At 42.0% G+C, this 25,627-nt stretch carries 20 protein-coding genes; 9 read left to right on the top strand and 11 right to left on the bottom strand.

Annotation, left to right across the window (positions count from 1 at the left end; translation table 11 throughout):
• Positions 1 to 453: 453 nt before the first annotated feature.
• From ABF638_RS02930 to ABF638_RS02910, 5 genes are all read right to left on the bottom strand, one after another.
• Positions 454 to 924 carry an N-glycosidase gene (locus ABF638_RS02930; RefSeq protein WP_435020106.1) on the bottom strand — a complete coding sequence of 157 codons (471 nt, stop codon included), beginning with the start codon at positions 922 to 924 and terminating at the stop codon, positions 454 to 456.
• 718 nt (positions 925 to 1,642) lie between these two features.
• Positions 1,643 to 1,885 carry a hypothetical protein gene (locus tag ABF638_RS02925; RefSeq protein ID WP_435020104.1) on the bottom strand — a complete coding sequence of 81 codons (243 nt, stop codon included), beginning with the start codon at positions 1,883 to 1,885 and terminating at the stop codon, positions 1,643 to 1,645.
• Between the two features lie 250 nt (positions 1,886 to 2,135).
• Positions 2,136 to 2,762 carry a rod shape-determining protein MreD gene (gene mreD / locus ABF638_RS02920; RefSeq protein ID WP_181927915.1) on the bottom strand — a complete coding sequence of 209 codons (627 nt, stop codon included), beginning with the start codon at positions 2,760 to 2,762 and terminating at the stop codon, positions 2,136 to 2,138.
• A gap of 26 nt (positions 2,763 to 2,788) precedes the next feature.
• Positions 2,789 to 3,583, bottom strand: a complete 795-nt coding sequence (gene mreC / locus ABF638_RS02915; RefSeq protein WP_181927914.1) for a rod shape-determining protein MreC — start codon at positions 3,581 to 3,583, stop codon at positions 2,789 to 2,791.
• Positions 3,584 to 3,684: 101 nt separating this feature from the next.
• On the bottom strand, positions 3,685 to 4,692 hold the full coding sequence (locus tag ABF638_RS02910) for a rod shape-determining protein (RefSeq protein WP_435020101.1): 1,008 nt from the start codon (positions 4,690 to 4,692) through the stop codon (positions 3,685 to 3,687).
• Between the two features lie 372 nt (positions 4,693 to 5,064).
• Between ABF638_RS02910 and ABF638_RS02905 the strand changes: the two genes are divergently transcribed.
• Entirely contained in the window at positions 5,065 to 5,427 is a 363-nt protein-coding gene (locus ABF638_RS02905; RefSeq protein WP_069071395.1) for a single-stranded DNA-binding protein, read from the top strand.
• 59 nt (positions 5,428 to 5,486) lie between these two features.
• On the opposite strand, the gene ABF638_RS02900 is transcribed toward ABF638_RS02905, so the two are convergent.
• A complete protein-coding gene (locus ABF638_RS02900) occupies positions 5,487 to 6,227 on the bottom strand; it encodes an SIMPL domain-containing protein (RefSeq protein WP_435020099.1) in 741 nt (246 codons plus the stop codon).
• A gap of 29 nt (positions 6,228 to 6,256) precedes the next feature.
• On the opposite strand from ABF638_RS02900, the gene ABF638_RS02895 reads away from it, so the two are divergent.
• The 8 genes from ABF638_RS02895 to ABF638_RS02860 all read left to right on the top strand — a co-directional run bounded on the left by ABF638_RS02895 (position 6,257) and on the right by ABF638_RS02860 (position 18,812).
• On the top strand, positions 6,257 to 6,472 hold the full coding sequence (locus ABF638_RS02895; protein WP_435020097.1) for a hypothetical protein: 216 nt from the start codon (positions 6,257 to 6,259) through the stop codon (positions 6,470 to 6,472).
• A gap of 140 nt (positions 6,473 to 6,612) precedes the next feature.
• Positions 6,613 to 8,091 (top strand): cation:proton antiporter, encoded by a 1,479-nt coding sequence (locus ABF638_RS02890; protein WP_435020095.1) that lies wholly within the window; start codon positions 6,613 to 6,615, stop codon positions 8,089 to 8,091.
• 674 nt (positions 8,092 to 8,765) lie between these two features.
• The gene (locus tag ABF638_RS02885; protein WP_435020093.1) at positions 8,766 to 10,670 is read left to right on the top strand and encodes an N-acetylmuramoyl-L-alanine amidase; all 1,905 of its coding nucleotides are present in this window, start codon (positions 8,766 to 8,768) and stop codon (positions 10,668 to 10,670) included.
• A 250-nt stretch (positions 10,671 to 10,920) separates the two neighbouring features.
• Positions 10,921 to 11,076, top strand: a complete 156-nt coding sequence (locus ABF638_RS02880; protein WP_435020091.1) for a hypothetical protein — start codon at positions 10,921 to 10,923, stop codon at positions 11,074 to 11,076.
• Positions 11,073 to 12,971 carry an N-acetylmuramoyl-L-alanine amidase gene (locus tag ABF638_RS02875; RefSeq protein WP_435020089.1) on the top strand — a complete coding sequence of 633 codons (1,899 nt, stop codon included), beginning with the start codon at positions 11,073 to 11,075 and terminating at the stop codon, positions 12,969 to 12,971. The genes ABF638_RS02880 and ABF638_RS02875 overlap by 4 nt, the downstream gene beginning before the upstream one ends.
• Before the next feature lie 129 nt (positions 12,972 to 13,100).
• Entirely contained in the window at positions 13,101 to 13,967 is an 867-nt protein-coding gene (gene murI, locus ABF638_RS02870) for a glutamate racemase (RefSeq protein WP_069071400.1), read from the top strand.
• Positions 13,968 to 15,153: 1,186 nt separating this feature from the next.
• Positions 15,154 to 16,125, top strand: coding sequence for a solanesyl diphosphate synthase (sds, locus tag ABF638_RS02865; protein WP_435020087.1), 972 nt, complete (start codon positions 15,154 to 15,156; stop codon positions 16,123 to 16,125).
• 896 nt (positions 16,126 to 17,021) lie between these two features.
• Positions 17,022 to 18,812 (top strand): S8 family serine peptidase, encoded by a 1,791-nt coding sequence (locus tag ABF638_RS02860; RefSeq protein ID WP_435020085.1) that lies wholly within the window; start codon positions 17,022 to 17,024, stop codon positions 18,810 to 18,812.
• A gap of 314 nt (positions 18,813 to 19,126) precedes the next feature.
• Here ABF638_RS02860 and ABF638_RS02855 read toward each other — a convergent pair whose 3' ends face one another.
• From ABF638_RS02855 to ABF638_RS02835, 5 genes are all read right to left on the bottom strand, one after another.
• Entirely contained in the window at positions 19,127 to 20,608 is a 1,482-nt protein-coding gene (locus tag ABF638_RS02855) for an HlyD family efflux transporter periplasmic adaptor subunit (protein WP_435020083.1), read from the bottom strand.
• Between the two features lie 111 nt (positions 20,609 to 20,719).
• Positions 20,720 to 21,595 carry an SDR family oxidoreductase gene (locus ABF638_RS02850; RefSeq protein ID WP_435020081.1) on the bottom strand — a complete coding sequence of 292 codons (876 nt, stop codon included), beginning with the start codon at positions 21,593 to 21,595 and terminating at the stop codon, positions 20,720 to 20,722.
• A gap of 315 nt (positions 21,596 to 21,910) precedes the next feature.
• Positions 21,911 to 22,999, bottom strand: coding sequence for a fatty acid desaturase family protein (locus ABF638_RS02845; RefSeq protein ID WP_435020079.1), 1,089 nt, complete (start codon positions 22,997 to 22,999; stop codon positions 21,911 to 21,913).
• Positions 23,000 to 23,550: 551 nt separating this feature from the next.
• Positions 23,551 to 24,453, bottom strand: coding sequence for a S1 RNA-binding domain-containing protein (locus ABF638_RS02840; protein WP_069071406.1), 903 nt, complete (start codon positions 24,451 to 24,453; stop codon positions 23,551 to 23,553).
• 135 nt (positions 24,454 to 24,588) lie between these two features.
• On the bottom strand, positions 24,589 to 25,329 hold the full coding sequence (locus ABF638_RS02835) for a dienelactone hydrolase family protein (protein WP_435020076.1): 741 nt from the start codon (positions 25,327 to 25,329) through the stop codon (positions 24,589 to 24,591).
• Between the last annotated feature and the right edge of the window lie 298 nt (positions 25,330 to 25,627).

The following is a 25,627-nucleotide window of genomic DNA, read 5'->3' as shown; positions in this document are numbered from 1 at the left end:
CATATTTGCTAAAAATAGGTTGCTAGAGGTATACATCTGTTGCAAAGGTTTTTTCAATGGTATTCAAATATACTTGATGTGGATCAGTTATTTTGTTTTATACCTTAGATTTATAAAGTTATTTAGAAAAATCTCAAAGCATTTTGAATATCATTAATACTTTCCAAACATCCTCATAAGTCTAAAATTGAGAAAATCTTATTCATAGACACCTATTAATTTTATATTCTTAATCATCAAACTATTTCAGTGATATCACCCAACTTAATTCCTTCAGAATTGCTTTGAAATAAAAATATTTTTTACCACTTTTACTCATTAATTCAATGAATTAAGATTTTTAAAACAAATAACTAAATTATTGGCAACTTTTTATAATGTTTTTGACTGGGGAATTTTACCATTCCCCGTTTAATTGCTGATTTTATGTTGAACGTAACTATTTTGATTAAATTATTCGTAAATTCCCGTTAAAGATAGTAAATTACGAATTTCTTCACGCACACTCATGAGAGTTTTACCGAGATGATTTTGGCCGGCTTTATTAGCACCACAGCCCCAGAAAGAATCGGTTGGGGAATTTTCAACCAAAATCTCATCACCTGTCCTCAGAAGAACTTCTCTAATATCAGCATGGGTGAGAAACTTTTTGAGTACAGCTTCTCGCATAATTTGAGTTTTGACTAAATCCCAGTCTCGACGGAGTTGGCGATCGCTACATCTTCCCAAAGCAGCAGCTTCTTCTGGTGTGGCGGCAGCATGGATGATAGGTATAATTACTGCATCCGTGCTGGCTACAAACTTTTGTGCTTGATAATAATGCTCAACCGTTGGCCAGTAAGTACCCTGGATGTGGATTCCGTGGGGAGAAAAGTTAGAAAAACAGCCATAAGGCTGCCAAACCTTATAAAAGTAAATGGTCATTTGAAAATTGCTCTTTTATATATCAACTTCAGGGTAACTGAAACTTTAGGTTTCAAAACCCTTCATATAGAAGGGTTAATAACATCAGGTCAGGGGAATTATTTTACACAATTCCTGGAACAACAGGTTTACCACTTTACTCATAAGCCTTAGAGGTTATTTGAAAAGTTTTGGGCGAATATAATTCGCTACTACACAAACGAAGTCCACCTCCGTGGACTAATACAAAATCAAGGGTTTTTAACCTGTGTTCGCGTAGCATTCCGCAAGGAAAGGCAGGTTTTGTCTGTGTAGCCGCGACTTCTAGTCGCCAGGCAAGTAATAATTTAGACTTTTCAAACATCCTCTTAGAAAGGATGTGTTTACCACCTAGCAATTTTTTCACCCTGTTCACTGACGTTAGCTTTGAGTTTTGAGTGAGTCGCGGTAGTCAATCAATTCCTTGATCAGCTCGTTGACAGGAAGCATTACAGCTTCCATGCCGATCAAAACATATTGTCACAGGCTAGTTCGGCAAAAATATGAACCACTCGGTTTTTCAACCAGTCCATCTCCTGACTGTTTCAGAACAGTACTATCCCTAACCTCCTGCTTGAAAGTGTCGCGGCTGGGGTTGCGTTTAATCCGTTTTGTCTCGCCAGCTAATCGTTTTTGCGATGTCTAGGATGGGCTATACCTCAATACGCTTGGGTTAAGGAACGAAACCCAACAGTCGATACTATTCTTCTTTATATGCACCAGTCCAAGGTCCAATCACTTTATCTGGTAGTTCCTGCTGATGGATTTCCTCTTTGTAGAGTTGGAAACCTCTTGCTTGGTAATTGGCAAGCGCATGACCACTATCCAAACTGCACGTATGAACCCACACTCGCTTTGCGCCCATCGCCCAAGCTTTTTCTACACCAACACTCAACGAAGAGGCAGGGGGAAAGGGGCACAACACTTGGGGAGATGACCCCATCCTCCTGCTATGGAGCCTACGGTGTACACACAAGTCCTAAAAACCTAGCTTGATAAGCATTTCCTCGTTCCCAGTCTCCGACTGGGAATGCATTCATTGAGTCAGAGACTCAATATCTGACTAGCAGAGCCTCTAATTAGGCATTCCTATTGCTCTGCATAGGAACGAGATAAACGAGAGAACAATGAGAAATTGATCTTTTTTCGATTTGTGTGTACACCGTAGGCTATGGAGCAGAGCTTTAAATAGTTCAAGACTGTTCCAATAATTTTATCCGCTGCCACCAACGGTTCAAAGGATAATAAACTACAGGTGCCCATAAACTACTAAGAATGGCAGAGGCAAGAGCGACACGCTGGTAATACGTCCAAATATCTGTTACCTTGCGCTCATCGCCTATCAAAGTTAATTGCAACCCAAAGATAGTTTCTGCCAAAACTGCCATAATAAAGACAATTACAGCAATTGAGATAAAATCTTCTTCGATAAAACGCTGTTTCTGGAGCAGACTAGTTAAAATTCCCACTATACCTAAACTGAGGGCATGAGTAGGGTTAGGTGATGTCATTGAATCTTGAAGTAGCCCTAGAACTATACCTGCCAATGCTCCGGCAAACACCGTGCGCTTCACACTCCAAGCTACCACCCAAATTAACAGCCAGTTAGGGCCAATTCCCAATAATTCCATACCTGGGAACCGGGTTGGTAATAATAGTAAACATAACAGTACAGATCCAATCGTCACTATCCAACCCAACAGCTGACGTATGCCGGGATGCCAACGAGAAAGCGGCTGGATTTGGAATTTTGATTTTCGCTTTCGTTCTGACGATTTTGGCTTTTTCTGCCTGCTAACACCAAATGCAGGAATCTTCATTTTTCTATGGATTTTCAAGGAAGAATTTACTTAGACTTTTGCGGCACTTGATTTGCCGACTCTTGGTTTTCTGGCTTTGGATAAACAGCTACCCAATCGAGAGAACGGATTGGCGGAAAAAGCTCTATTTTTGCCACTGATGCTGGGAGTTTCTTTAAATCCAGCGACTTGATTCGTCCTACTGCCAAGCCGGATGGAAATTTCTGACTATAAGTAGATGTGGAAACTAAATCTCCCACTTTCACATTTGGAACTTTTTCATAAAATTCCAGCACAGCTTCCGCAGAAGAATCTCCTCGCAAAACACCTTTAGCTGCCGTGCGGCTAATGGATACACCCACTTGACTCTTGAGGTCACTGATTAACAACACGCGACTAGTATTGGGAGTTACGCTTTCCACTAAACCCACCAAACCGCCATCGGCTTTGACTATGAAGCCTTCCTGAATCCCTGCATTCGCACCGCGATTCAGGGTAACTTGTTGCCACCACTGGTCAGCACTACGTCCTATCACCCGTGCAGGAATTGGCCGTGATGCCAGAGGCTCTTTTTCTACATAGCCTAATAAATCTTGTAGTTTTGTCTTTTGACTTTCCAAATCTACTATACGGGTTTGCAGTTCTGATATCCGGGCATCTCTGAGACGTTCTTCTCGAGTGGGCCCTGACTGCAACATCTCTAATGGACGGGTAATTGCCTGGTAAGTCTCAAGCACCAATTCACCTTGAGTCTGTCGCAATATCCAAGCACTACCAACTACTAGAGCTAACAACCCGATTTGCAATCCTTTACGATCCCACCAACGCCGTATTGTCACCATATATACCTTTGCATACTTATATAAATTAAGTTCTACTTGGATTCTATTTATATAAAACCCAAATAGAACTCAAATAGAACTCAAGTCTGATATTTTTTTTGTTACATATTCCGAGAGCTTTCAGTGACAACTCGTTCCAACTGTTTAAAGTTTTCTAACACACGACCTGTTCCCAGCACAACACAGCTTAAAGGATCAGCTGCAATGTGGGTTACAATCCCTGTTTCATGGCTAATGAGGGTATCTATGCCTTTGAGCAAAGCACCGCCACCAGCTAACATAATACCTCTGTCAATGATGTCTGCTGCTAGTTCTGGAGGTGTGCGTTCCAGTGTCCGCTTTACAGCTTCTATAATTACTGATAGCGGTTCTAACATGCTTTCACGGATTTCTGGGGCTTTGATTGTTACAGTTCGCGGTAGACCAGAAAGCAGGTGTAAACCTCGGACTTCCATCATGGCGTCATTATCATCATTAGTCGGATAGGCAGAACCAAGCCGAATTTTGATATCTTCGGCAGTACGTTCACCAATAACTAAGTTATGAACCTTCTTAATATACTGAATGATCGCTTCAGTCAGTTCATCTCCAGCAATGCGTACTGATTCGCTGATCACTGTACCTTGAAGACTCAGCACTGCAACTTCAGTTGTTCCACCACCGATATCAATGATCATGTTGCCAGTTGCTTCGGCAACAGGTAGTCCTGCACCGATGGCCGCAGCTACAGGTTCATCAATTAAATACACTTTTCTTGCTCCTGCTTGGTGAGCTGCATCCATTACAGCTCGCCTTTCTACCCCTGTGACACCACTGGGAATACCAATGACAATCCGGGGTAAAACTAAAGATTTACCTTCATTTACACGCTGAATAAAGCTTTTTAGCATCAGCTCGGCTATCTCAAAGTCAGCGATTACACCATCTCGCAAAGGGCGGAGGGCAATCACATTTCCAGGTGTGCGACCGAGCATTTTTTTGGCTTCTTCTCCGACTGCTAGTGCCACCTTTTCGTTGACATCGATAGCAACTACAGAAGGCTCTTGTAGTACAATACCTTTACCAGATACATAAACCAGGGTGTTAGCGGTACCGAGATCGATACCCATATCCCATGATGTGCGAAAGTTCCTAAAAATGCCCACGCTTCTCTAAGCCCCCTATGTGCGATACTTTTTGACTACAACGGTCAGAGTTAATCGTGCCAGATTGGATTACGTTTGTATCCTGAGTTGAGTAAACTAGACTATATTTTTATATGATTCCCAGGAATATTTAGTATGTCTCAGGCATCTGTTTTTTGATATTCTCTGGTTAGCTTAGTATATCCGTATACTTTTATGTGTTTCTCCAAGTAGTGTGTATAATTTTTCAAGTCAACTATATTGTTAACTGTTTAACACATTATTTTCAAGTGTTTCACAATTCGCTATGATGGAAGTCGGAATTAATGAGTACACTTGTACTGAAAGGCAACACGTATGAGTATTAATATTGTCACTCTTGTTGGTCGTGTAGGCGGCGACCCTGATATAAAATATTTTGAGTCTGGTAGTGTGAAGTGTAGATTGACACTAGCGGTAAAAAGGCGATCGCGCAACAGCGATGAACCTGACTGGTTCACGTTGGAATTATGGGATAAGACGGCTGAGGTAGCAGGTAATTATGTCCGCAAGGGAAGTCTAATTGGCATCAAAGGTTCCTTAAAGTTTGACACATGGAGCGATCGCCAAACAGGAGCAAACCGTTCTACACCGATTATTAGAGTAGACCAACTAGATTTATTAGGCTCTAAGCGAGATGGAGAGGGCGGTACTGGAGATATGTCTTCAGAACATTTTTAATTGGGCATTGATTATTAGTCCTTTATCCTGACAAAGGACAAAGGACTAATGACAAATGACTAATAACTAATTTGTAATGTCACCGATGCTTCTACTTCCTGTTCACCACCAACAACAGGGGTGGAAGCATCATCTAACTTTGCAGCCTCAGCCCGTAAAAACATGGGTGGTCGAGGTGGAGTAGCATTATTAACTTGAATGCTCACTATTTCTTTGGATTTGAAACCCAAGGCACTGAAAACAGCTTCAGCTTGCTGCTGGGCATCTTGAGTAGCTTCTTTTAATGCTTGTTTTTGAGCAGCCGCGATCGCTTCATCATTCGCAACAAAACTAATACCGTTAATTTGTGTCGCACCCGCTTTTACTGCATCATCCAATAATGTCCCAGCTTGCTCAACAGGAATGCTAAAACTCACAGTGTTATTGGCAGCATAACCTGTAATTCGCTGTACATTATCGGTGTAGCTATAAACTGGGTTGAGCCGGATACCAGTAGTTTGTAATTTTTCAACATTTTTGCTCTTGAGGAACGCAACTACAGCCGATGACCTGCGAGCGGCTTCTTGCTGTACCTCCTGTGCTGTTTTCCCCTGAATCTCCACTCCTAAACTGACTTGCGCCAGGGTTGTAGGAATTGTTTCCACTCCGCGACCACTGACACTAAGGGTTCGCCACAATTTATCTTTTTCTTGCGCCAACGCGGGCAGCGTAAAAGTTACACATACTAGCAAGGCTAAAGGCAGTATTTTCCACAAGTTTCCAGATGGAAACTGAGAACCGGTTAAAGCGGCTCTAGTCATAAGATTTGCACTCCTCAAAGTATCCACAGATGTTTTTAATCAACGCATGTAGCAATCTTCTGGTGGCCGTTGAGAGTCAACAGCTACCACAAGTTTTTCACAACTCAAGTGCGATCGCTAGATACGATTTGTATGTTCTTACTTTGACATTGCGATCGTCAAAAGCTGAAACGGTTACATTTTTTGAAACTAAAAAAATTACACTAGTTTTTTTAGAGATTTTATTGTGGCGTATTGGCTGCTGAAACCTGAACCGGAAAGGTAGCGCTTGATTGATTTGACAAATGGCACAAATTAATTTATGTAAGCTGCAAATTGCATCTCCACAGATAGACGTTTTTCAGAAACGCGTCAAAATCAAAGAGAAGGATTTTCAGAGAACCTAATGCATTTGTTAGATCCAATCAACTTTTCTTTTCCTCTGCTGGCTAGCGCAACAGAAGTCGCAGACAGTTCAATGGTAGTAGCAGCAGTGCTACTAAGCTTAGTAGTCATTTATCTCGCCAGCAAAGTTGGTGGAGAGTTATCAAACCAAGTGGGTTTACCGCCTGTCTTAGGCGAACTCGTAGGTGGTGTGGTAGTTGGCATCTCTGTTTTCCACCTTTTGGTATTTCCAGAAGGCAGCACAGACAGTTCTAGCTCTTTGATCATGTCCTTCCTTCAAACCACTGGTGGTTTAACGCCTGAAGCCACACCAGCGGTGTTTGCCGCTCAGTCTGAAGTCGTTTCCGTTTTAGCAGAATTGGGTGTAATCATCCTGCTGTTTGAAATCGGCTTGGAGTCGAATTTAAAAGACTTAATGGCAGTTGGTATCCAAGCCACTGTTGTAGCAATAGTGGGGGTAGTAGTACCCTTTACCGCTGGTACTGTGGGACTGATGACTTTATTTGGTATTAGTGCTGTCCCGGCAATTTTTGCAGGGGCGGCTTTGACTGCCACTAGTATTGGGATTACTTCCAAAGTGCTGTCAGAGTTGGGGCGACTCAATTCTAAAGAAGGGCAGATTATTTTGGGTGCTGCCGTAATTGACGATGTATTAGGAATCATCGTTTTAGCGGTAGTTGCCAGCCTAGCTAAAGATGGCGTGGTGGATGTCACCAAAGTAATTTATTTGATTATCAGCGCCACTGGTTTTATTTTGGGAGCAATCCTACTAGGTAATGTTTTCAATAAGTCCTTTGTGGCGATCGCTGATAAACTCAAAACACGCGGTGGACTGGTAATACCAGCATTCATCTTTGCTTTTGCGATGGCATACCTTGCCGCCGCTATCCACTTAGAAGCAATTCTGGGAGCTTTTGCAGCGGGTTTAGTCTTAGAAGAGACAGATAAGCGCAAAGAACTGCAAAGGCAAGTCTGTCCCATTGCTGATATGTTAGTGCCAATTTTCTTTGTGACTGTTGGGGCAAAAACCGATTTGGGAGTGTTAAACCCAGCAATTCCCGATAATCGGGAAGGTCTAATTATGGCAACTTTCCTGATCATAGTAGCCATTCTCGGTAAAGTGATCACAGGTTTAAGCGTGTTTGGTCAACCAGGAATTAACCGTTTAGCGATCGGTGTGGGGATGATTCCCAGAGGGGAAGTTGGATTAGTGTTTGCTGGTGTCGGCGCAGCCAGTGGCGCTCTCTCAAAACCATTAGGGGCGGCAATTATCATGATGGTTATCTTGACAACCTTTTTAGCTCCTCCCTTATTACGATTTGTATTTCCAGACCCAAAAGCTGTGGACGCAGGCTCAGAGCAACTAGTTTTAGACGGTTCTTCTGGGACTTCGTTGGTAATTGAACCACCTCAGTTAAAGGTGCCAGCATCAAATGATAGTGGCAATTCGGAAATAACTCCAGAATCTAGCGATCGTTAATCAAAGTCTTGGGTAAATTCTTACTGAGTTCTGAGTAATTTTCGCTCAGAACTCAGGACTCTGAATTCAGTACTATCACCGTGCTTTGAAGATGTTGCGATTGTGCAGTGGAAACTTCTCTCCTCAAATTTCCGTCCCGTGTGATTGTAGAATAATCGTCTGTTTATAATTTCTACCAGCATTCGGAATGTTATTTATTTCTAGTCTCCCTTGGCTTGTATGCCTTTATCTGAATATTTTCCAGGTAATTGGGGAGTAAACCCATAAATCTTGCTAAATCATCTGACAGTAATGGGAATTATTTACTTAGTGCATTGATGGCAAAAAACAAAAAACAGTTATCAGTGAACGGTTATCAATTATTTGTTTTCTAGCTTCCTTGAGAGTGACAATTCCTACCTCTAAAGGTGGAAGATTTCATATTGGGGATTTAGATCCAATATGAAATCTGATAACTGATTTTAAGTGGTCTTACAGAAGTTTTCAGTTATTTAGACCACAACTGAGACGGAGGTAGGGAGTGCTGTAGTTCTATTACTTGAAAAGCCCTCTAGTAGCAGCTTAAAAATCAAAATAAGGCATCATAGGTCAAGTTTAGGTGGTGACGATGTGATGATTTACCAATGAGTTGAGATATTGACGGCTCCCATGAACGTGAATTAGGAGAAAGGACTGTGAAATTACACTGGTTACTACCCAGCACTATTGGAACTATCTTCATGCTGTCGTCGCCAGCAATGGCTGCGAGACTTGAATCTTGGCGCTTTGATGCCAATCAAAACAGGCTGGAAATTAATACTGTGGGAGCAGTTCAACCCCAGGCACAACTAATTTTCAACCCGACTCGGCTAGTAATTGATTTGCCAGGAACCACATTTGGGCGTCCGCAGTTAACCCAACAGGTGGGTGGTGGAATTCGCTCAATACGTGTTGGGCAGTTTGATACAGAAACAACACGCATAGTTGTCGAACTAACTCCTGGTTATACTTTAGACCCCAAACGAGTGCAATTTGTGGGTACAACTGGCGATCGCTGGACGGTGCAATTACCTAAGCCAGAAATCGAGAGAGTAGCTTTATCTCCCACCTTATCTCCGACCTCATCTCCCAGAAGTGCTTACACTGTTGTTACCCCAGACTCTGAGCCGCAACCTAGTATTTCCAGAGTTGCCACAACTACACGAGGGGCGACTCAAATTGAGAGCTTACAAGTAACAGGTGATGGGTTGTTCATCCGCACCAGTGGTAGTAATCCTCCGATTCAGATAATTCGCAGTCGCGATCGCGCTACCATCTTCATGGATATCTCTGGCGCATCTTTATCACCACGTCTGGCGCAGCAAAATAATATATCGGTGAACAAGCATGGTGTTAGCCGCGTCGAATTCACCCGACTACAAACCCAACCTCCTGGCGTTCGCCTGACTTTGCGGGTAGATAAAAATAGCCCAGACTGGCGAGCAAGTAATAGTAACGGTGGTGGTTTGGTAGTTCTACCTAGTCGCGTTGTCAGATTACCTGGAAGTAGTAATTCAAACAATCAGTCACAACCACCTTCCTTACCTAGCAGACTATCTGCTAACAACTCCCCAGCAACAATTGAGTCTGTACAACTGGCTGATAATGGCACACAACTGCTAATTAGAGCTGACCAAACTGTATCTGCTACAGGAGCCTGGGATAGAACTTCTGGTCTGTTCCGCGTCACAATTCCCAATGCCAAGTTAGCTCCCAGAGTTACAGGCCCTACTTTTGCTCCTAATAGCCCCATTCTTCGGGTACGCCTGCAACCACAAGAACCCAACACAGTCGTTGTCTTAGTTCAACCAGCAAGCGGAGTACAACTTGGACAACCCCAGCAAATCGGCGACCAGCTTTTAGCTCTACCAATACAAGGCTCTCGTCGAATTGTTACAATCCCCCCCAGAAGACCTCCTTTTGCTTTACCTCCGCTACCACCGCCAAACCGGGGGCCATTCCCAGACCCAAACAATCCAAATCCCCAACCCCCAACACAACCACAGCGCCGAGTTACCAATGGACGAGTGGTAGTCCTCATTGACCCAGGACATGGTGGTAAAGACCCTGGTGCAGTAGGTCTTGGGGGACTACGCGAAAAGGATGTTATTTTACCTATTAGCAAAAGAATAGCTCAGGTCTTGCAGCAAAATGGCGTACAAGTAGTTATGACGCGGGATTCTGACTATTTTGTTACCCTTCCAGGACGGGTGCAATTAGCAGAGCGAGCTAATGCTGATGTGTTTGTTAGCATCCACGCTAATGCAGTTGGCCCAGGTCGTTCGGATGTCAGTGGACTGGAAACATATTATTACGACAGTGGTTTGGGTCTAGCTCGCAGTGTCCATAGCAGTATTCTCCAAAGTATAAATGTCAGAGACAGGGGAGTGCGGCGAGCTAGATTTTTTGTCCTCAGAAAAAGTTCTATGCCTTCTATTCTCGTAGAAACAGGTTATTTGACCGGTCGAGATGATAACGCTAAACTCAGAAGCTTGGCTTACCAAAATCAAATGGCAGATGCGATCGCTCGTGGCATTCTTCAGTATCTCAAGAGAAGATAAGTAATTTAGTCGAAATTATTGAGTAAATACATCTAATCTTTACCATTTTTATCCAATTTAGTAGTAAAACAATTTAAGTATTCTTGCGGCGGGACAAGAGTAGTTTCTTTGTTATTGTCATCTGATGCTTTGTAAGTCAACAGATTTTGGATTTTAGATTGGTGTCACCCACAAGGGGTGAAAGCGCATAGCAGGACGTTAGTCCGGTATGAACCTAAAATAGGCAGTCAAATTTATATCGGCTAATGGCATGGCAAAACCAGAGGAGCGTGCTATATTTTACGCCATTAGCTGTGTCTTAATAACAGCGCAAAACTCAAGTGTGCGTGGTGACGGTGTGAGGATTTGCCAATATGTTGAGATGTTGACGGCTCCCATGAATGTGAATCAGGAGAAAAGACTGTGAAATTACGCTGGTTACTATCCAGTACTATTGGAACTATCTTCATGCTGTCGTCGCCGGCAATGGCCGCGAGACTTGAATCTTGGCGTTTTGATGCCAATCAAAACAAGCTGGAAATTAATACTTTAGGGGATGTTCAACCCCAAGCACAATTAATTTTTAACCCGACTCGGCTAGTAATTGATTTGCCAGGAACCACATTTGGGCGTCCGCAGCAAACCCAACAAGTGGGCGGTGGAATTCGCTCGATTCGTATTGGGCAGTTTGATACAGAGACAACGCGTATAGTCGTTGAAATCAGCCCTGGTTACACTTTAGACCCCAAAAAAGTACAATTTGTGGGCACAACTGGCGATCGCTGGACAGTGCAATTACCTACACCAGAAGCCGAAAATGTACCCTCAAGAAATACTGAGGGGCAACAAGAAGAAGTTATAGCCACAGACACTTCACCAAGAACATCTACACCAAATTTCTCCCCAAGAAATATTTACAATGTGGTGACAACCGGCTCTGTCAATTCACCTAGAAACGGAATGGTTGCCGCCAGGGTTACTGAAATTGAGAACTTACAAGTCACAGGTGATGGCTTTTTCATCCGCACCAATGGTGGTAATCCTCAGATTCAGGTAAATCGTAGTAATGATCAGAAGGCAATCAACATTGACATTGCTGGCGCAATTTTATCACCAAGTCTAGAGCAACGCGATTTGTCAATTAATCGCTATGGTGTCAGCCGCATTCAGTTCAGTCAACTACAAACAAGTCCATCTGTTGTCCGCTTGACTTTAGAGGTAGGCGAAAATAGTCCTAATTGGCGAGCAACTACTAGCAGTGTTGGTGGTTTTATAGTTCTGCCTAGTCGTGGCGTTGCTCAAGTGCCTGGAAGTAGCATTCCACGCCCCGTAGCACCTTCTAACACCTTACCTGCTACCATTCAGTCTGTGGAACTGGCTAATAATGGTACACAACTGTTGATTAGAGCCGACCAAGCTTTATCTGCTATAGCCGGCTGGGATAGAACTTCTGGTCTGTATCGCATTTCCATCAACAATGCTCGGTTAGCTCCCAAAGTTACAGGCCCAACTTTTAATGCTAATAGTCCTATTCTGCGAGTCCGCCTGCAACCACAAGAATCTAATACTGTCACGATCTTAGTTCAACCAGCAGCCGGAGTGCAAATTGGAGAACTCAACCAAGTTAGCGATCAGCTTTTAGCTCTACAATTACAACGCTCTAGTAGTAGTATCACACCGCCCATTACTTTACCTCCCCTACCATCGTCAAACCAAGGTCAATTCCCAAACCCCACAGATAATCCCCGTCCCACTTCTCAGCCACGCCCCTCGGTTCCCAGAGGAAAATTGCTAGTAGTGATTGACCCAGGACATGGTGGCAAAGACTCAGGTGCCCCTGGTCTGGGTGAACTCTTAGAAAAGGATGTAGTCTTACCCATTGGTAGAAGGGTAGCAGCAATTTTAGAGCAAAATGGTGTACAAGCGATACTCACGCGGGATGCTGACTTTTTCGTAGAACTTCAGGGACGGGTAAATATCGCCGAGCGAGTTAACGCGACTTTGTTTGTCAGCATTCACGCTAACTCGGTTGATGGTCGTCCAAGTGTGAATGGGTTAGAAGTCTATTATTACGAAAGTGGTTATGCTCTGGCTGAAGCAGTTCGCAATTCTATTCTCCAGAACATCGGTACTATCAAAGACCGAGGAACCCGCAAAGCTAGATTCTACGTTCTCAGGAAAAGCTCCATGCCTTCGATTTTAGTGGAAACAGGCTACATGAGTGGTTACGAGGATAACCCCAGATTGGGAACACCAGAGTATCAAAATCGGATGGCAGAAGCGATCGCTAGTGGCATCCTCAAATACTTAAAGCAGAGGTAATATAGTACAAATTACTAATTAAAGAGGTGGTATTTAAACTTCTTTTATTTGCAGAATTTAGTGGTCAATTTGGAGATTGTCTGCTAAATTCTGTATTTTAAATCCCAAATCCTAAATTTATATCTGCCTGTGTATTCATCTTCCATTTTTGAAGGGAATCTTGACGATTTTTCTGATCAAGAACCCCAACGTGCCCCAATTGGCATCTTTGATAGTGGTGTGGGTGGGCTAACGGTATTGCGACAACTATATCGGCAACTCCCCAATGAATCAATTATTTATTTTGGGGATACAGCTAGACTTCCTTACGGAATTCGTTCACAAGCAGAAATTTTACGATTTACGCGTGAAATTATTACCTGGCTACAACAGCAGCAGGTAAAAATGGTGATTATGGCTTGCAACACCAGTTCTGCTCTAGCTTTAGAAACCGTGCGTCAAGAATTCAGCATACCCATTTTGGGAGTAATTTTACCGGGTGCAAGAGCGGCGGTGCAGCTAGGAAAGCGGATTGGTGTAATTGCTACTCCAGCCACAGCTAAGAGTAATGCTTATAAGCACGCCATACTCGAAATTGCTCCTGATGTCCAAGTCTGGCAAGTTGGATGTCCAGAGTTTGTACCACTGATTGAGCAAAATCGCATTCACGACCCTTACACTGCGGAAGTAGCACGAGCCTACTTAGAGCCTTTATTGGAGCAGGAAATTGATACCTTAGTCCACGGCTGTACCCATTATCCCCACCTTACACCAGTACTGCGATCGCTCCTCCCCTCTCAAGTCCAGTTAGTTGATCCAGCTGTTCATGTTGTGGCAGCTTGTGCCCAAGAGCTAGACTTACTAGGCTTAAAAAATACTCACTTACCACTACCAACTCGCTTCGCCGTCAGCGGTTGTCCGCAACAGTTTTCCCAGTCAGGAGTGCAGTGGCTAGGCTATACCCCAATGGTTGAAGAGGTTTGCTTCACTGATACCGCTATTTCCAAACTCCAATAAAACTAATTTGTCCTTAGTCCTTAATCTTTTAATCAAAACAAATGACCAAGGACGAAGGACAAATGACTATTGACTATTAACTGATATCTCCTGCTTGTGTTTTCCCTTAGCAGATGAAGGGAAACTTGTAGGAACAGTCTTTGTACCCGTTCGCTTCGCCAGTGCTAATAACAGGTAGACTGTGAACAAATATCCAGACGCTAAAATAAAAATCATCATAGGTATACTTCCGTAAATCATTGTTCTACTAGCACCCTTCTAAACGAATATAAAATTCCATAAATTAGTAGAACCTCAGCCAATCAAGTGCATTCTTGATGGCTGTAGTTTCCTATGGTAAAATTACCTATAGAGATAAAATTCTCTACGGACAAAGAATTTATTGTCTGATGCGACTTCTTGCAGACCATAGATCCCACAGCAGTTAGCTTGCCGTTTAGCAATCTAAAACTACGATTCTCAGCGGTCTACTTGATCTGCTTTATTGCTGCTAAAACTGCTGTGAAAAGAGCAATGCTTGCGCTCAACGTGCGCTGAAGACGTGTAGCAGCTTCCCATAGGGATATCACATAGCTCCAAACCAGGAGTTTCGCGTACCGTAGGAAAAATTAAAGAATTTATTCCCTTAATCTTACCGACGAATATTTATTTTAGACTCACAATACCAACTCAGTAAAATCAACTAGTAGCTGACTTAACTTTTGGGGTGTGAATATCTGAAAAATTTAAAATTCCTACATTTTAGCGTAACACAACGACCCTGAATTTGAAGCCCAATCGGCTGCTAAATTTCAAATTTTTTGAAGAGCTATGACTCAATCTGAAAAAATTTAGCCTTACTCATTGGCAAAAAATTTAAATTGCATCTCTTTTGTCAATAAGTAATGTTACTTAACTTTTGTTTTGAACTGTGGCGGTAAAGGTGAGATGAGAAACTACTTAATACAATTTAATCTGATATTTATTCCCATGTACTGAAAATTTATGTTTTAAGTTAGTTTAAAATCTGAGTTCTCACAAATTAAGCACAATTACTTATTGACAAACCCATTATCAACCTTAATTATCACCCATAGACTCATAAAAATGGGATTACCTTATGAAAACTTTGCGCTGGCACAGGGTTATCTTAAAATGAGTATAGGATATGTAAACTTTCGTAACCTAAGTCAGAGTCCGCCCATCCATGACCCCAGCCACCTCCCTGTTTACCCCTGTGGAAGCAGACCTGCGACTACTAGCAGATAACCTAAAACAGCTAGTTGGAAACCGCCACCCCATTCTGTTTGCAGCAGCCGAACATTTATTCGGAGCTGGGGGAAAGCGTATCAGACCAGCAATTGTCCTGTTAATATCGCGGGCAACAATGTTAGAACAAGATATTACATCGCGTCACCGCCGCCTAGCTGAGATTACAGAAATGATTCACACAGCAAGTTTGGTACATGACGACGTGGTAGATGAATCAGACGTGCGGCGAGGCGTTCCCACTGTTCATAGTTTGTTTGGGAACCGCATTGCCATCTTAGCAGGAGATTTTCTCTTTGCCCAATCGTCCTGGTATTTAGCAAACTTGGACAATTTGGAGGTGGTGAAACTGCTCTCAGAAGTCATTATGGATCTGGCTACTGGGGAGATTCAGCAGGGACTAAATCGTTTTGATGCTGGTATCTCTATTGAAACTTACATTGAGAAGAGTTACTACAAAACAGCTTCGTTAATCGCCAACAGTTCTAAAGCAGCTGGATTGCTCAGTGAAGTCTCACGAGAAACTGTTGAGCATCTGTATAGCTACGGTCGTCATTTTGGTATAGCATTTCAAATTGTTGACGACATTCTAGATTTCACCAGTACAACAGATACCTTGGGTAAACCAGTGGGGTCGGATCTCAAAAGTGGTAATCTGACTGCACCTGTTTTATTTGCTTTAGCAGAAAAACCATCTTTGGAAGTGCTGATTGAACGAGAGTTTGCTCAAGAAGGTGATTTAGAGCAAGCACTAGCATTAATTCAAGACAGTCAAGGTATACAGCAGGCGCGAGAGCTAGCTGCTCACCATGCTAAGTTAGCAATTGAACATCTTGCAGTTCTCCCACCCTCAGAATCCCACCAGGCATTGATTAACATAGCTGAGTACACACTGAGTCGCCTCTATTAAATCAGTTCTCAGTTATCGGGTAGAAAGTGGGGATTTAGACCCAAGTGAAACTTTCCACCTGTTATTAAGGGAACTTCAAAAAATAAATTCAGTAGATCGAAAAGTTCTGCAATGCCTACGCTAAAACTCTAATAAGCTGTTCCAAATCTGACTTTTCACGTCATGTGGAATCAAACATCCTCTAAAAGGGAATGGAGAGAGTTCAAAACCTCTCTCCTACAAAATTACAGTGTAAACACAAATCTTAAAAACTTAGTTTGAGAAGACTTTCCTCGTTCTTATACTCCGTAGACTGTTGGTCTTTTTAGACAAAATAAGTTTTGACATTGAAGTAAGGACGACACCAGATGCTCCACTTGGGATGCATCCCAAGACCGCACTGGCTTTCTTATGTCTTGTGTCACTTTCCGCGACGCTCGATAGCATAGCGTTAGCGACACAAAAGCGTCTGACTCGCTTGCCGCCGGCGCTATCGACACAAATCTTTTTATACTAGTGGGCAATAACCCGCAACTAAAGTTTTTATTAATACTTCTTTCATAAAAGCCTTCTGCCCTCTGCCTTTCTTTGTAACACACTCTATTGGTATGACAGATATTAGCTAATGTTAAAAACCTTTAGAAATTATAAGTTTAGAAGCATAGCCAAATTAGTTTTTTATCCACCAATTTATAGTTAAACTGATACAAATTTAATTTTTATTGTATCAATTAATATGCCAAGAAAAATTCTACTATTAATTATGTTTTTTAGTAGTAGAATTAGCATTTTGTTGTGAGATTACATAGTAATTATTGACAATAGAGCTTATTCACAAATTAAAATCTTTTTCTTGTAAAGGTTTTAACGCTGGAATCTGTCAAAAAAACGATTGCTATCTTTGAGAAAAAATACTTATGCTCATTGATGATGTTAATAACAATGTGCTGCCAGATAAACAGCTAAACGTCACTTCAATATCCTCATTAGATAGCTTTAATACGAAGGATGACTACAGCATTAACTTCAGCGGACGTAGTAGCTATAACTCAACTTCCGCGGACGTGCAGTTGCTAAATAACGGTGACTCCGAAAATACCATTAACGCTACTGCTAATGCTTTTAGCACTGGAAATTATAACTCCACCAATGGCTATGGCTTGATTAATGGGGCAGCAGCAGTGGCTAGAGCTACTGGTCAGAATACCTTTGCTGATGTTCCTAATCTTGGTGGCAATAATTGGGGAGCAGACCTTGTTAAAGCACCAGAAGTTTGGGCACATGGATACACAGGTCAAGGTGTTGTTGTTGCTGTTGTAGATACTGGGGTTGACTACAACCACGAGGATTTGAGGAATAATATCTGGACAAATGCCAACGAAATTGCAGGTAACGGTATAGATGATGATGGCAATGGTTATATTGATGATAATTACGGCTGGAATTTCTCTGGTAACAACAACAACACCCTAGACATAAACGGTCATGGCACCCATGTTTCCGGCACGATCGCAGGAGAAAATAATAACTACGGTGTCACTGGTATTGCATACAATGCCAAGATTATGCCCGTCAAAGTTTTAAATGACTCTGGCTCTGGTTCCTATAGTTCCATCTCTAAGGGTATTCGCTACGCTGTGGATAATGGAGCTAATGTAATTAATCTCAGTTTAGGAGGCGCATCTGCCAATCGTACTCTAGAGTCAGCTATTAACTATGCCAGCAGCAAAGGAGTGATTGTTGTCATGGCAGCAGGTAATGATGGTGACTCATTACCAGACTATCCCGCTCGTTATGCATACAAGTCGGGAATTGCAGTTGGGGCAGTAGATAGAAATAATAATATGCCCGACTTCTCTAACCGTTCTGGAACGAATGAAATTTCCTACGTCACAGCCCCAGGAGTCAAGGTCTACTCCTCAGTTCCGAATAATCAATATGCCACTTATAATGGCACTTCTATGGCTACTCCCCACGTTGCTGGTGTAGTTGCTCTAATGCTTAGTGCTAACCCCAACCTAACTGATGCCCAAGTACGTCAGATTGTCACAGAAACCGCAGGAAATACTACACAAACTACAAGTTCTAGGTTTAATATTTCTAATGTCAATTCTCTAGCGAGTCAGGTGATTGCAGAGACATCAAGAAATAACACACAAAGTACAATCTCTAGTTTTAATAGTTACAATTTTGCTTCTCTAGGGAGTCAGGCAATGTCTGGCGACAACCTGCTACGCGTCTATACACAAACCGCAAGTTATCTCACATCACAACAGAGAATTTCTAGTTTTAATAATTCTGATGTCGGTTTTCTGATTGGTCAGGCAATTACAGAAACGGCAAAATATCTGACACCAGGAACCCTCGCTAGTTTTAATAATTCTGATGTCGGTTTCCTGATTGGTCAGGCAATTACAGAAACTACAAAATATCTGACACCAGAAACCCTCGCTAGTTTTAATAATTCCGATCTCGGTTCTCTGATTGGTCAGGCAATTACAGAAACGGCAAAATATCTGACACCAACCGCAGGTAATAACGGATTAGCCAATCCAGAATTATGGTCGCAATTCCAAAACTATGAGAAGATTCTGGGCAGCACAAATATGGATAGCAATGAGGATGAAAATAATCTTGATTTTGGCAAACTACTAGAGGAAATGCAAAAACAAATAGATCAGTATAGAAAATTCTTGGGTATGGTTTGAAAATTGTAGCGATTTGCAGTTCAGTTCAATACTGATTGGTTAAGAAAATCAACTAACTAATACCAATTCAATTAATGATTGCAACACATCCTTGGGTAAAGACGCGATTCATCGCGTCTCTACAAATGGTCTATTTGTTGCATTCTTTTTTCAAATTGGTATAACTCATCTGTTGTGAATGAATGTAAGAGTTTAGCATTGCTAAACTCTTAGGTTTTAGGTGTGGGTTGTAGGATGCGTAGGCGTAGCCCAACCCAGGCATAACTTTTGTGAATCGCCTTTGAACTGGAATAAAAACAGGAGAGGTTACAAACCTACCTAACTGAAAAGGCCTCGTTGAACCGTCGGGTCACAGGCTCAGTGATGAATGTTAAAATTGACTTTTTGCGAGTTACAATTTCACCTGTAGCAGCCATCCCTGGTGTAAATGCTACTTCCTGACCCCGCACGTTTACGGTGTGTTTACTTAACTTAATTCTTGTAGGAAAAACTAAGCCTAATTCTTTATCAATAATTGCATTCGGACTGACTTGCATTACTTCGCCCTCCACAATGCCAAATTCCTGGAAGGGGAAAGTTGCCATTTTCACTTTTGCCTTCATTCCTTGACGAATAAACCCAATATCGCGGTTGAGAACTTTCACTTCTAGGAGCATTTCTTCCCCTTCCGGCAAAATTGACACTAATTCTTCACCCACTTGTACTGGCCCTTTGGTGGCTTTGACTCTGTAAATCGTACCCGCAACTGGAGCCTCAATGGTTTCTAATGCTTGCTGTTTTCTCGCCTGTTCTAATTGACCTTGAACAGTTGTCAGTTCTTCTTTACGCTTGTTGAACTGAGTCAAAATTTCACTTTGGCGTTCTGATGCTACACGCTGGGCCTGACTGCGTGCAGCGTTGTAAGCTTGTTCTGCTTGGCGAATTTCTTGGGCTTGGGCAGCAATATCTTTTTCTAATGATGTGACTTTATCTTGAGCCTCTGTGATTCTATTTTGGGCGTTAATCACTTCATCTTGTGATCTAGTGATTTCTGTCTTTGCACGAGTTAATCTTTCTTGGGCATCCAAGTAATCGACACGAGGTACAGCGCCAGGAGTAATTAGGGTGCGTAAGCTTTTTTCCCTTTCTTGGGCGAGAGCCAAATTACTTTCAATTTTAATGCGGATGCTATCTGCGTTGGCAAGGTTGGTTTTAGCATTTGCAACGCTGGTTTTGGCATTAACTAAGTTGTCTTGTAATCGAGTCAACCGGACTTTGGCTTGATCAATAAGTGCTATTTGGCGATTTGCTTCTGCTTCCGCCCCTGCTTGACGCGCTTGGTAATCTTGCAAACGGGAGTTTAAAAGTTCATCTTGTACTTTCGTCCCAGTAGTTGTGCCTCCAATGCGTTCTGCATCTAAACGTTGCAAATCGTCTTGAATTAATCTAGTAGATTTAGCTAGGCGGGAAACATCGGTTTTCTGCAAGTCTGGATCTTTTTGAATCAGAATTTGACCTTTGGTAACGCGATCGCCTTCTTGCACTTTGACGGCGACAATTGAGCCTCCACCCAAGGATGTCACCGGTCTTACCTGTGTGGAAGCAATTAATTCCCCTGGTGCTGTTGCTACTTCATCTATTTGTGAAAAGTACGCCCAAGCGATCGCTCCAAATACAATGGCGCTCATCGTTCCCGCTAATAATCTAGTGTACAGGGGTGGCAATTCCTGTACCGCTTTACCTAATTCATAAGTGAGTTGTTCCTCTGGTTGCGCGAATCGCTCTTTTGTCTGACGTGCTTGAGCAGCATTTACCATATATTTTTGTCCTTTGTCCTTTGTCCTTTGTCATTCGTTATTTGTCATTTGTCCTTTGTCATTTGTCCTTTGTTATTCACTAATGACTATTGACCAATGACCAATGACTATTCAAACTGCTAAATAGCGCCGCAAAAAATTTTCTAATGTCTCCAATTTAAAGTTATAAATCGCTTCTAAATTGGCAATTTCATCTTTTGTACAGAAAAATTCATTTGCTAGCAATGTGCGATAAGTTCCTAAAGCTTTTTGGATTTGAGGATTAAATAAACCCAATGCACCTTGTAATCCATCAATTACAAATAATGGTGAATTAATTATTACTGGCTCTTTGGCAAAGATCCGACCAAAAATTCGGGGAATATCTTCTCGCAATAAAATTTCCGGGCCTCCAACGGGTAAAATCTGGTTGCGAGCGCCTTCAACCGTCACAGAATCCACTACTATCCTTGCCAAATCATCGGTACTGACGATTGAGGTACGGTTTTTGCGATCGCCAATCAGCAGATACAATCCTGTTTCGCGAAACCGTTCTACTAATGGCAGCAAGTTAGATGCTAATCCAGCTGGGCGTAAAATAGTGTAATTCAAGCCACTAGCTGCCAAATATCGCTCTACTGCTCGTTTGGCTTTGAAAACGGGAGCGTCTTCATAACCGCGATCGGCACCCAGTACGGAAATGAAAACAAAATGCTCGACGCCATTGGCTTTTGCTTGGTCAATAAGTTCAATATTGGCGCGGTAATCTAAGGATAGGGCATCGCTATCAGAACCGTGGGCGCTAATAACATACTGGACACCCCGACTAGCTTTCTGGATATCTTTTTCGTGTAGCAAATCACCAATGAAAATTTCTGCACCCCGGTGTTCTAACTCGCTGTAGCGCGAGTTAAGGCGGACAAATGCCCGCACAGACTGTTCTCGTTGCCGTAGGAGTCGCACAACTCTGCGACCAATTCCTCCCGTTGCTCCAGTTACCAGAAACATATAAATACCTTAATTGAATATTTCAGCGTTTATAGTTTTTGAAATGCTCGATATATGCTCAAAAAGATACGAGCATATTTTTATACTTTGTTGCCATGCTCAAGATATCCTCACGCCAACTAAACCAATAGGTCACACCTTATTTATCTTAATACTGTAAAAATTATCCCCCATATCTTTGTAGATGTGGGGGATAGGGTAATGGGATTAGTTTTACTAGCTCAACAAGTCAATAGCTTGTTCAAATGACATCTTAGCCTTCTAGGAGAGAGAAATAGAAGAGAGGTTTTCCATATACCGTGAAAAGTCAGCTTTTTAATTGTCGCTTGTAGGGCAGGGAACAGACTTTTCTCCTGACCAATCTGTAAGAGTATTTTCATCTTTATAATGTCGGGGAGTTTGCAGCAGCAAGTACCAAGCCTCTCCAGCATCCAATAAATTAAAGCGTTCAGGATAGTGAGTTTCTAACAAATCCCTAACCAGACAATAGTAATCAGAGTTCATTCCTGGAAAAATATGATGTTCGGTATGGTGAGAAAAATTTAAATGCAACAGGTCAAATATTTTATAAACCCGGAGAGACATACTATTAATCAGTGGATCATTAACGCTGGTCATCCTACAAAGTAAATGATTTGTATAAATATAAAACATTACTCCAGCATAACCAATTGCAATTGGTAAAAAGTAACCAAGTATGAGCTTTATGGGTTCAAACTGGAGATAGATGAGGATACTCAGATGAATCATGATCATCATTAATAATTCACCTGCGATCGCCCGACGATCTTTAAGACTAACTGTAAATGCAGCAGGAACATAATCGACGGATTCATGATTGAAAAATAGCACAGATGTCAGATTGCGAAAAGTATGTACTCCCCAAGCAGAAGTCATGCCCACTGTGAACCATATCGGATTGACTTCAGTAGAAGGCACAAATAAGTCCTGAATCCATTTTCCCCAGGTTGCAGACTGTTCATATAAGTAATTGCGATCAGGGTCGCTCAAATCATTAGTGTGGTTATGATGTACTCGATTATGAACTGCCTTCCACAATGTTGGTGGCATCCACAACATTGTTAGCCCTAAAAAGCTAATAATATAAGATAATCGGGCGTTTTGAATCACGCTACCATGCATCAGATCGTGAGTGCTAAATAGTAAGACAACCACGCTGTTACCCATAACGATGGTTAGAGGTAGATAAAGCCATAAAAGATATGGCGACCAACAATCTAGCCGAGCCGCTATCATCCAACCTAGAATCAAAATAGCTAGATTAATGAACAAGATAACTAATTTACTTGGATCGGGGATAAATGCTTCAGGTGGAATTAGGGAACGTAATTCTTTGGCATATATTTTCTGATGAATTAGTTTCTGCTCGGTACTAATAGTCATAAATCATTGTCACGTAAAGAATTTAAGCAAGCACAGTTTTGCGGAAAATCCTAGTGTTTTAAACTCGGACGATTCAATTCGCAGTAGGCCAGCTTATCACCATATCACAAAATATTTTTACAAGAGACATATTGCAGAATTTTGCCTCATAATAAATTCTGCGGCTCATAGCTAAAGTCATCTTAAACTGGCTGAAATTATTGTTTTACAAGCATTTTATGCTGGTAAATACACAAGTTGAGAAAAGCCCGATTTTCCTTTGTTCTCTTGTTACCATGTAGAGTAGGGGAACAAGGAAAGTCTCATCAAGCTAGGCTTTTAGAACTTTTGTGTACATTGTATGCCAGGGGCTAGACAAAAGTCTGTGAAAAGTTTTCCTAATTTGCAATCCCCCTACATCTACAAAGATGTAGGGGTAGTCATGAAATATTGATTATTAATCAATTTGTGGGCGCTATTTACCGATTAATCCCACTTACCGCAGGTGTGGTGTCTACGATGGGCTACGCTTACGCACTATGTATGCTTTGTGTAAGCAGCCCATCTTAAAACTATTCAGATGCTTTATTATTAGCTCTATTGGCACGCGCCTCAGCTGAAGCCATCACTTCATCCATATTTTCTAAGACTTCACCAGGGAAGTTTTCCAAAACTCTGGTAGAAAGAGCAACACGCCCTTTACCTTCATCCAAGTCAATAATTACAGCTTTAATTGGCTGACCAACTTGAAATACTTTTTCGAGAGATTCAATGAATTTTTGGCTTACCTGCTTAATATGAAGCAAGGCACTCATGCCACTTAAATCGACAAATACACCAAAAGGTTTGATGCCGGTAACTTTGCCTTCCACCAGTTGACCTAGTTCTAATAAACTGAAGTTGCTAGAACGAGTTGCTAAACGCTGAGAAAGAATGAGTTTATTGGTGTTTTTATTAATTTCCAAAAAACCCACAGTCAGATTTTGACCTTTGAGTGCTTCTAAATTATCACGTTCGGCGAGGTGCGATCGCGGAATAAATCCCCGCAAGGAGAGAATATCAACGGTGACACCACCTTTATTCACACCCATAACCCGTACTTGCACAGTCTGAGCATTTTCCTGCATTTCGGCCAGTCGTTCCCAGATGTGCTGAATTTCCAACTGCTTTCGAGAAAGGGTGACTTGACCTTCTGCATCCTGATCTCGGATAATCAAAAACTGCATTTCCTCTTGCAATGGCAGCACCTCCGATAAATCGGTAACTGCTCTCAAAGAAGCCTCATCGCGCGGCAGAAAAGCTGACGACTTGCCACCAATATCAACATAAGCCCCATCATGGTCAAGTTGGAACACTTTGCCATGTACAATCTGTCCCTTTTGAAATTGGTAGTCGTGTTTTTCTAGTGCTTTGGCAAAATCGTCCATTGTAAATGACGAATTGGCTGTTTGAGAAAGTTTCGATTCGGAATTCATGACTTTTGAAGATTAATTGTTATTTGATATGATGCCACTGGAGTTTAGATTGTCATTTGTCACTTGTCATTCGTCAGTTGTCCTTTGTTATTCACTAATGACTAATGACTAATGACAAACTTGCCTGCGTATGCTTCAGTTTAGTTGACTAAAGAGTTGTTTTACTTGCTCCCAAGCATCGGCCGCAGCTTTAGGATTATAACTGGCACGATGGTCACAGAAAAATCCGTGATCAGCTCCATCGTAGCGAAACACGCGATGAGGAATTTTATATTTTTCTAACTCTGCCTCAATCTCGTCTACTTGTTCCGCTGGGATGCTAGCATCTTCTTTACCAAAGAAGCTATATAGAGTACCTGGAATTTCTCTGGTACGGGTGACAGTAGGAGCGCCGCCTCCTGGTGTGCGAGTGGTAATTCCAGCACCGTAGAAGGAAGCTGTAACTTTAATATCTGGCAAAGTGGCTGCAAGATATGCGACATGACCACCAAAACAGAAGCCAATACAGCCAAAGCCATCTTTTTTCACTTGGGGCAGATTTTTGAGGTAGTCAATTGCTAATTGAATATCGCTCAATAACTCTGATGCTTGAGTCTGCATGGCGTAGCTTCTGCCAGTTTCAATGTCTTCGGGTGTGTATCCGGTTTCAAAGCCAGGAGCAATCCGTTGAAAAAGCGCAGGTGCGATCGCTACATACCCAAGTTTGGCAATCCGTTCTGTAACTTCCCGAATGTGAACGTTGACACCAAAAATCTCTTGTAATACCACCACTCCTGGGTAAGATCCAGATTCTTTTGGTTCTGCAAGAGTTGCAGACACTTGAATATTATCTTGCAAAAGATTAACCGTTGTGGTAATTGTTGCTTGCTCTGTCATAATAATTTTTACCAGTGCTGTGTAATTAGCTGTGTGTTTATTTGATATAACTATGCCAGTATGCCCAGGTTATTCCCAATTAAATTATCAATTACCAATAGTGGACGCGTTAGAAATTTCTACCAGAAAAACTTTATATGTAAATAAAATATTCAATATGTAGCAAATGCATCTGGACACGAAAATAGTGCTGAGTTAAAAGTGCTGAGTAGACAAGCAACACTTAATACTCAAACCTCAGCACGGGCAAACGCCCCGCTAACAGCACTCATCAGCACTTAGTATTCAGGAGGTTTGG

The organism is Nostoc sp. CALU 1950 (assembly GCF_051172895.1).
In the GTDB taxonomy this organism is placed as follows: domain Bacteria; phylum Cyanobacteriota; class Cyanobacteriia; order Cyanobacteriales; family Nostocaceae; genus Nostoc; species Nostoc edaphicum_A.
Note: the sequence above shows the minus strand (reverse complement) of the source record. Positions and strands in the feature narration are given on the sequence as shown.

Excerpts from the sequence above, each read along its gene's own strand:
- ABF638_RS02880 (WP_435020091.1), top strand. The coding sequence starts at position 10,921 with ATGGCAAAACCAGAGGAGCGTGCTATATTTTACGCCATTAGCTGTGTC.
- ABF638_RS02895 (WP_435020097.1), top strand. The coding sequence starts at position 6,257 with ATGTTTTTAATCAACGCATGTAGCAATCTTCTGGTGGCCGTTGAGAGT.
- ABF638_RS02860 (WP_435020085.1), top strand. The coding sequence starts at position 17,022 with ATGCTCATTGATGATGTTAATAACAATGTGCTGCCAGATAAACAGCTA.
- ABF638_RS02840 (WP_069071406.1), bottom strand. The coding sequence starts at position 24,453 with ATGAATTCCGAATCGAAACTTTCTCAAACAGCCAATTCGTCATTTACA.
- ABF638_RS02835 (WP_435020076.1), bottom strand. The coding sequence starts at position 25,329 with ATGACAGAGCAAGCAACAATTACCACAACGGTTAATCTTTTGCAAGAT.
- ABF638_RS02890 (WP_435020095.1), top strand. The coding sequence starts at position 6,613 with ATGCATTTGTTAGATCCAATCAACTTTTCTTTTCCTCTGCTGGCTAGC.
- sds (WP_435020087.1), top strand. The coding sequence starts at position 15,154 with ATGACCCCAGCCACCTCCCTGTTTACCCCTGTGGAAGCAGACCTGCGA.
- mreC (WP_181927914.1), bottom strand. The coding sequence starts at position 3,583 with ATGGTGACAATACGGCGTTGGTGGGATCGTAAAGGATTGCAAATCGGG.
- ABF638_RS02925 (WP_435020104.1), bottom strand. The coding sequence starts at position 1,885 with ATGGGGTCATCTCCCCAAGTGTTGTGCCCCTTTCCCCCTGCCTCTTCG.
- ABF638_RS02905 (WP_069071395.1), top strand. The coding sequence starts at position 5,065 with ATGAGTATTAATATTGTCACTCTTGTTGGTCGTGTAGGCGGCGACCCT.
- ABF638_RS02900 (WP_435020099.1), bottom strand. The coding sequence starts at position 6,227 with ATGACTAGAGCCGCTTTAACCGGTTCTCAGTTTCCATCTGGAAACTTG.
- ABF638_RS02845 (WP_435020079.1), bottom strand. The coding sequence starts at position 22,999 with ATGACTATTAGTACCGAGCAGAAACTAATTCATCAGAAAATATATGCC.
- mreD (WP_181927915.1), bottom strand. The coding sequence starts at position 2,762 with ATGAAGATTCCTGCATTTGGTGTTAGCAGGCAGAAAAAGCCAAAATCG.
- ABF638_RS02930 (WP_435020106.1), bottom strand. The coding sequence starts at position 924 with ATGACCATTTACTTTTATAAGGTTTGGCAGCCTTATGGCTGTTTTTCT.
- ABF638_RS02855 (WP_435020083.1), bottom strand. The coding sequence starts at position 20,608 with ATGGTAAATGCTGCTCAAGCACGTCAGACAAAAGAGCGATTCGCGCAA.
- ABF638_RS02910 (WP_435020101.1), bottom strand. The coding sequence starts at position 4,692 with ATGGGTATCGATCTCGGTACCGCTAACACCCTGGTTTATGTATCTGGT.
- ABF638_RS02850 (WP_435020081.1), bottom strand. The coding sequence starts at position 21,595 with ATGTTTCTGGTAACTGGAGCAACGGGAGGAATTGGTCGCAGAGTTGTG.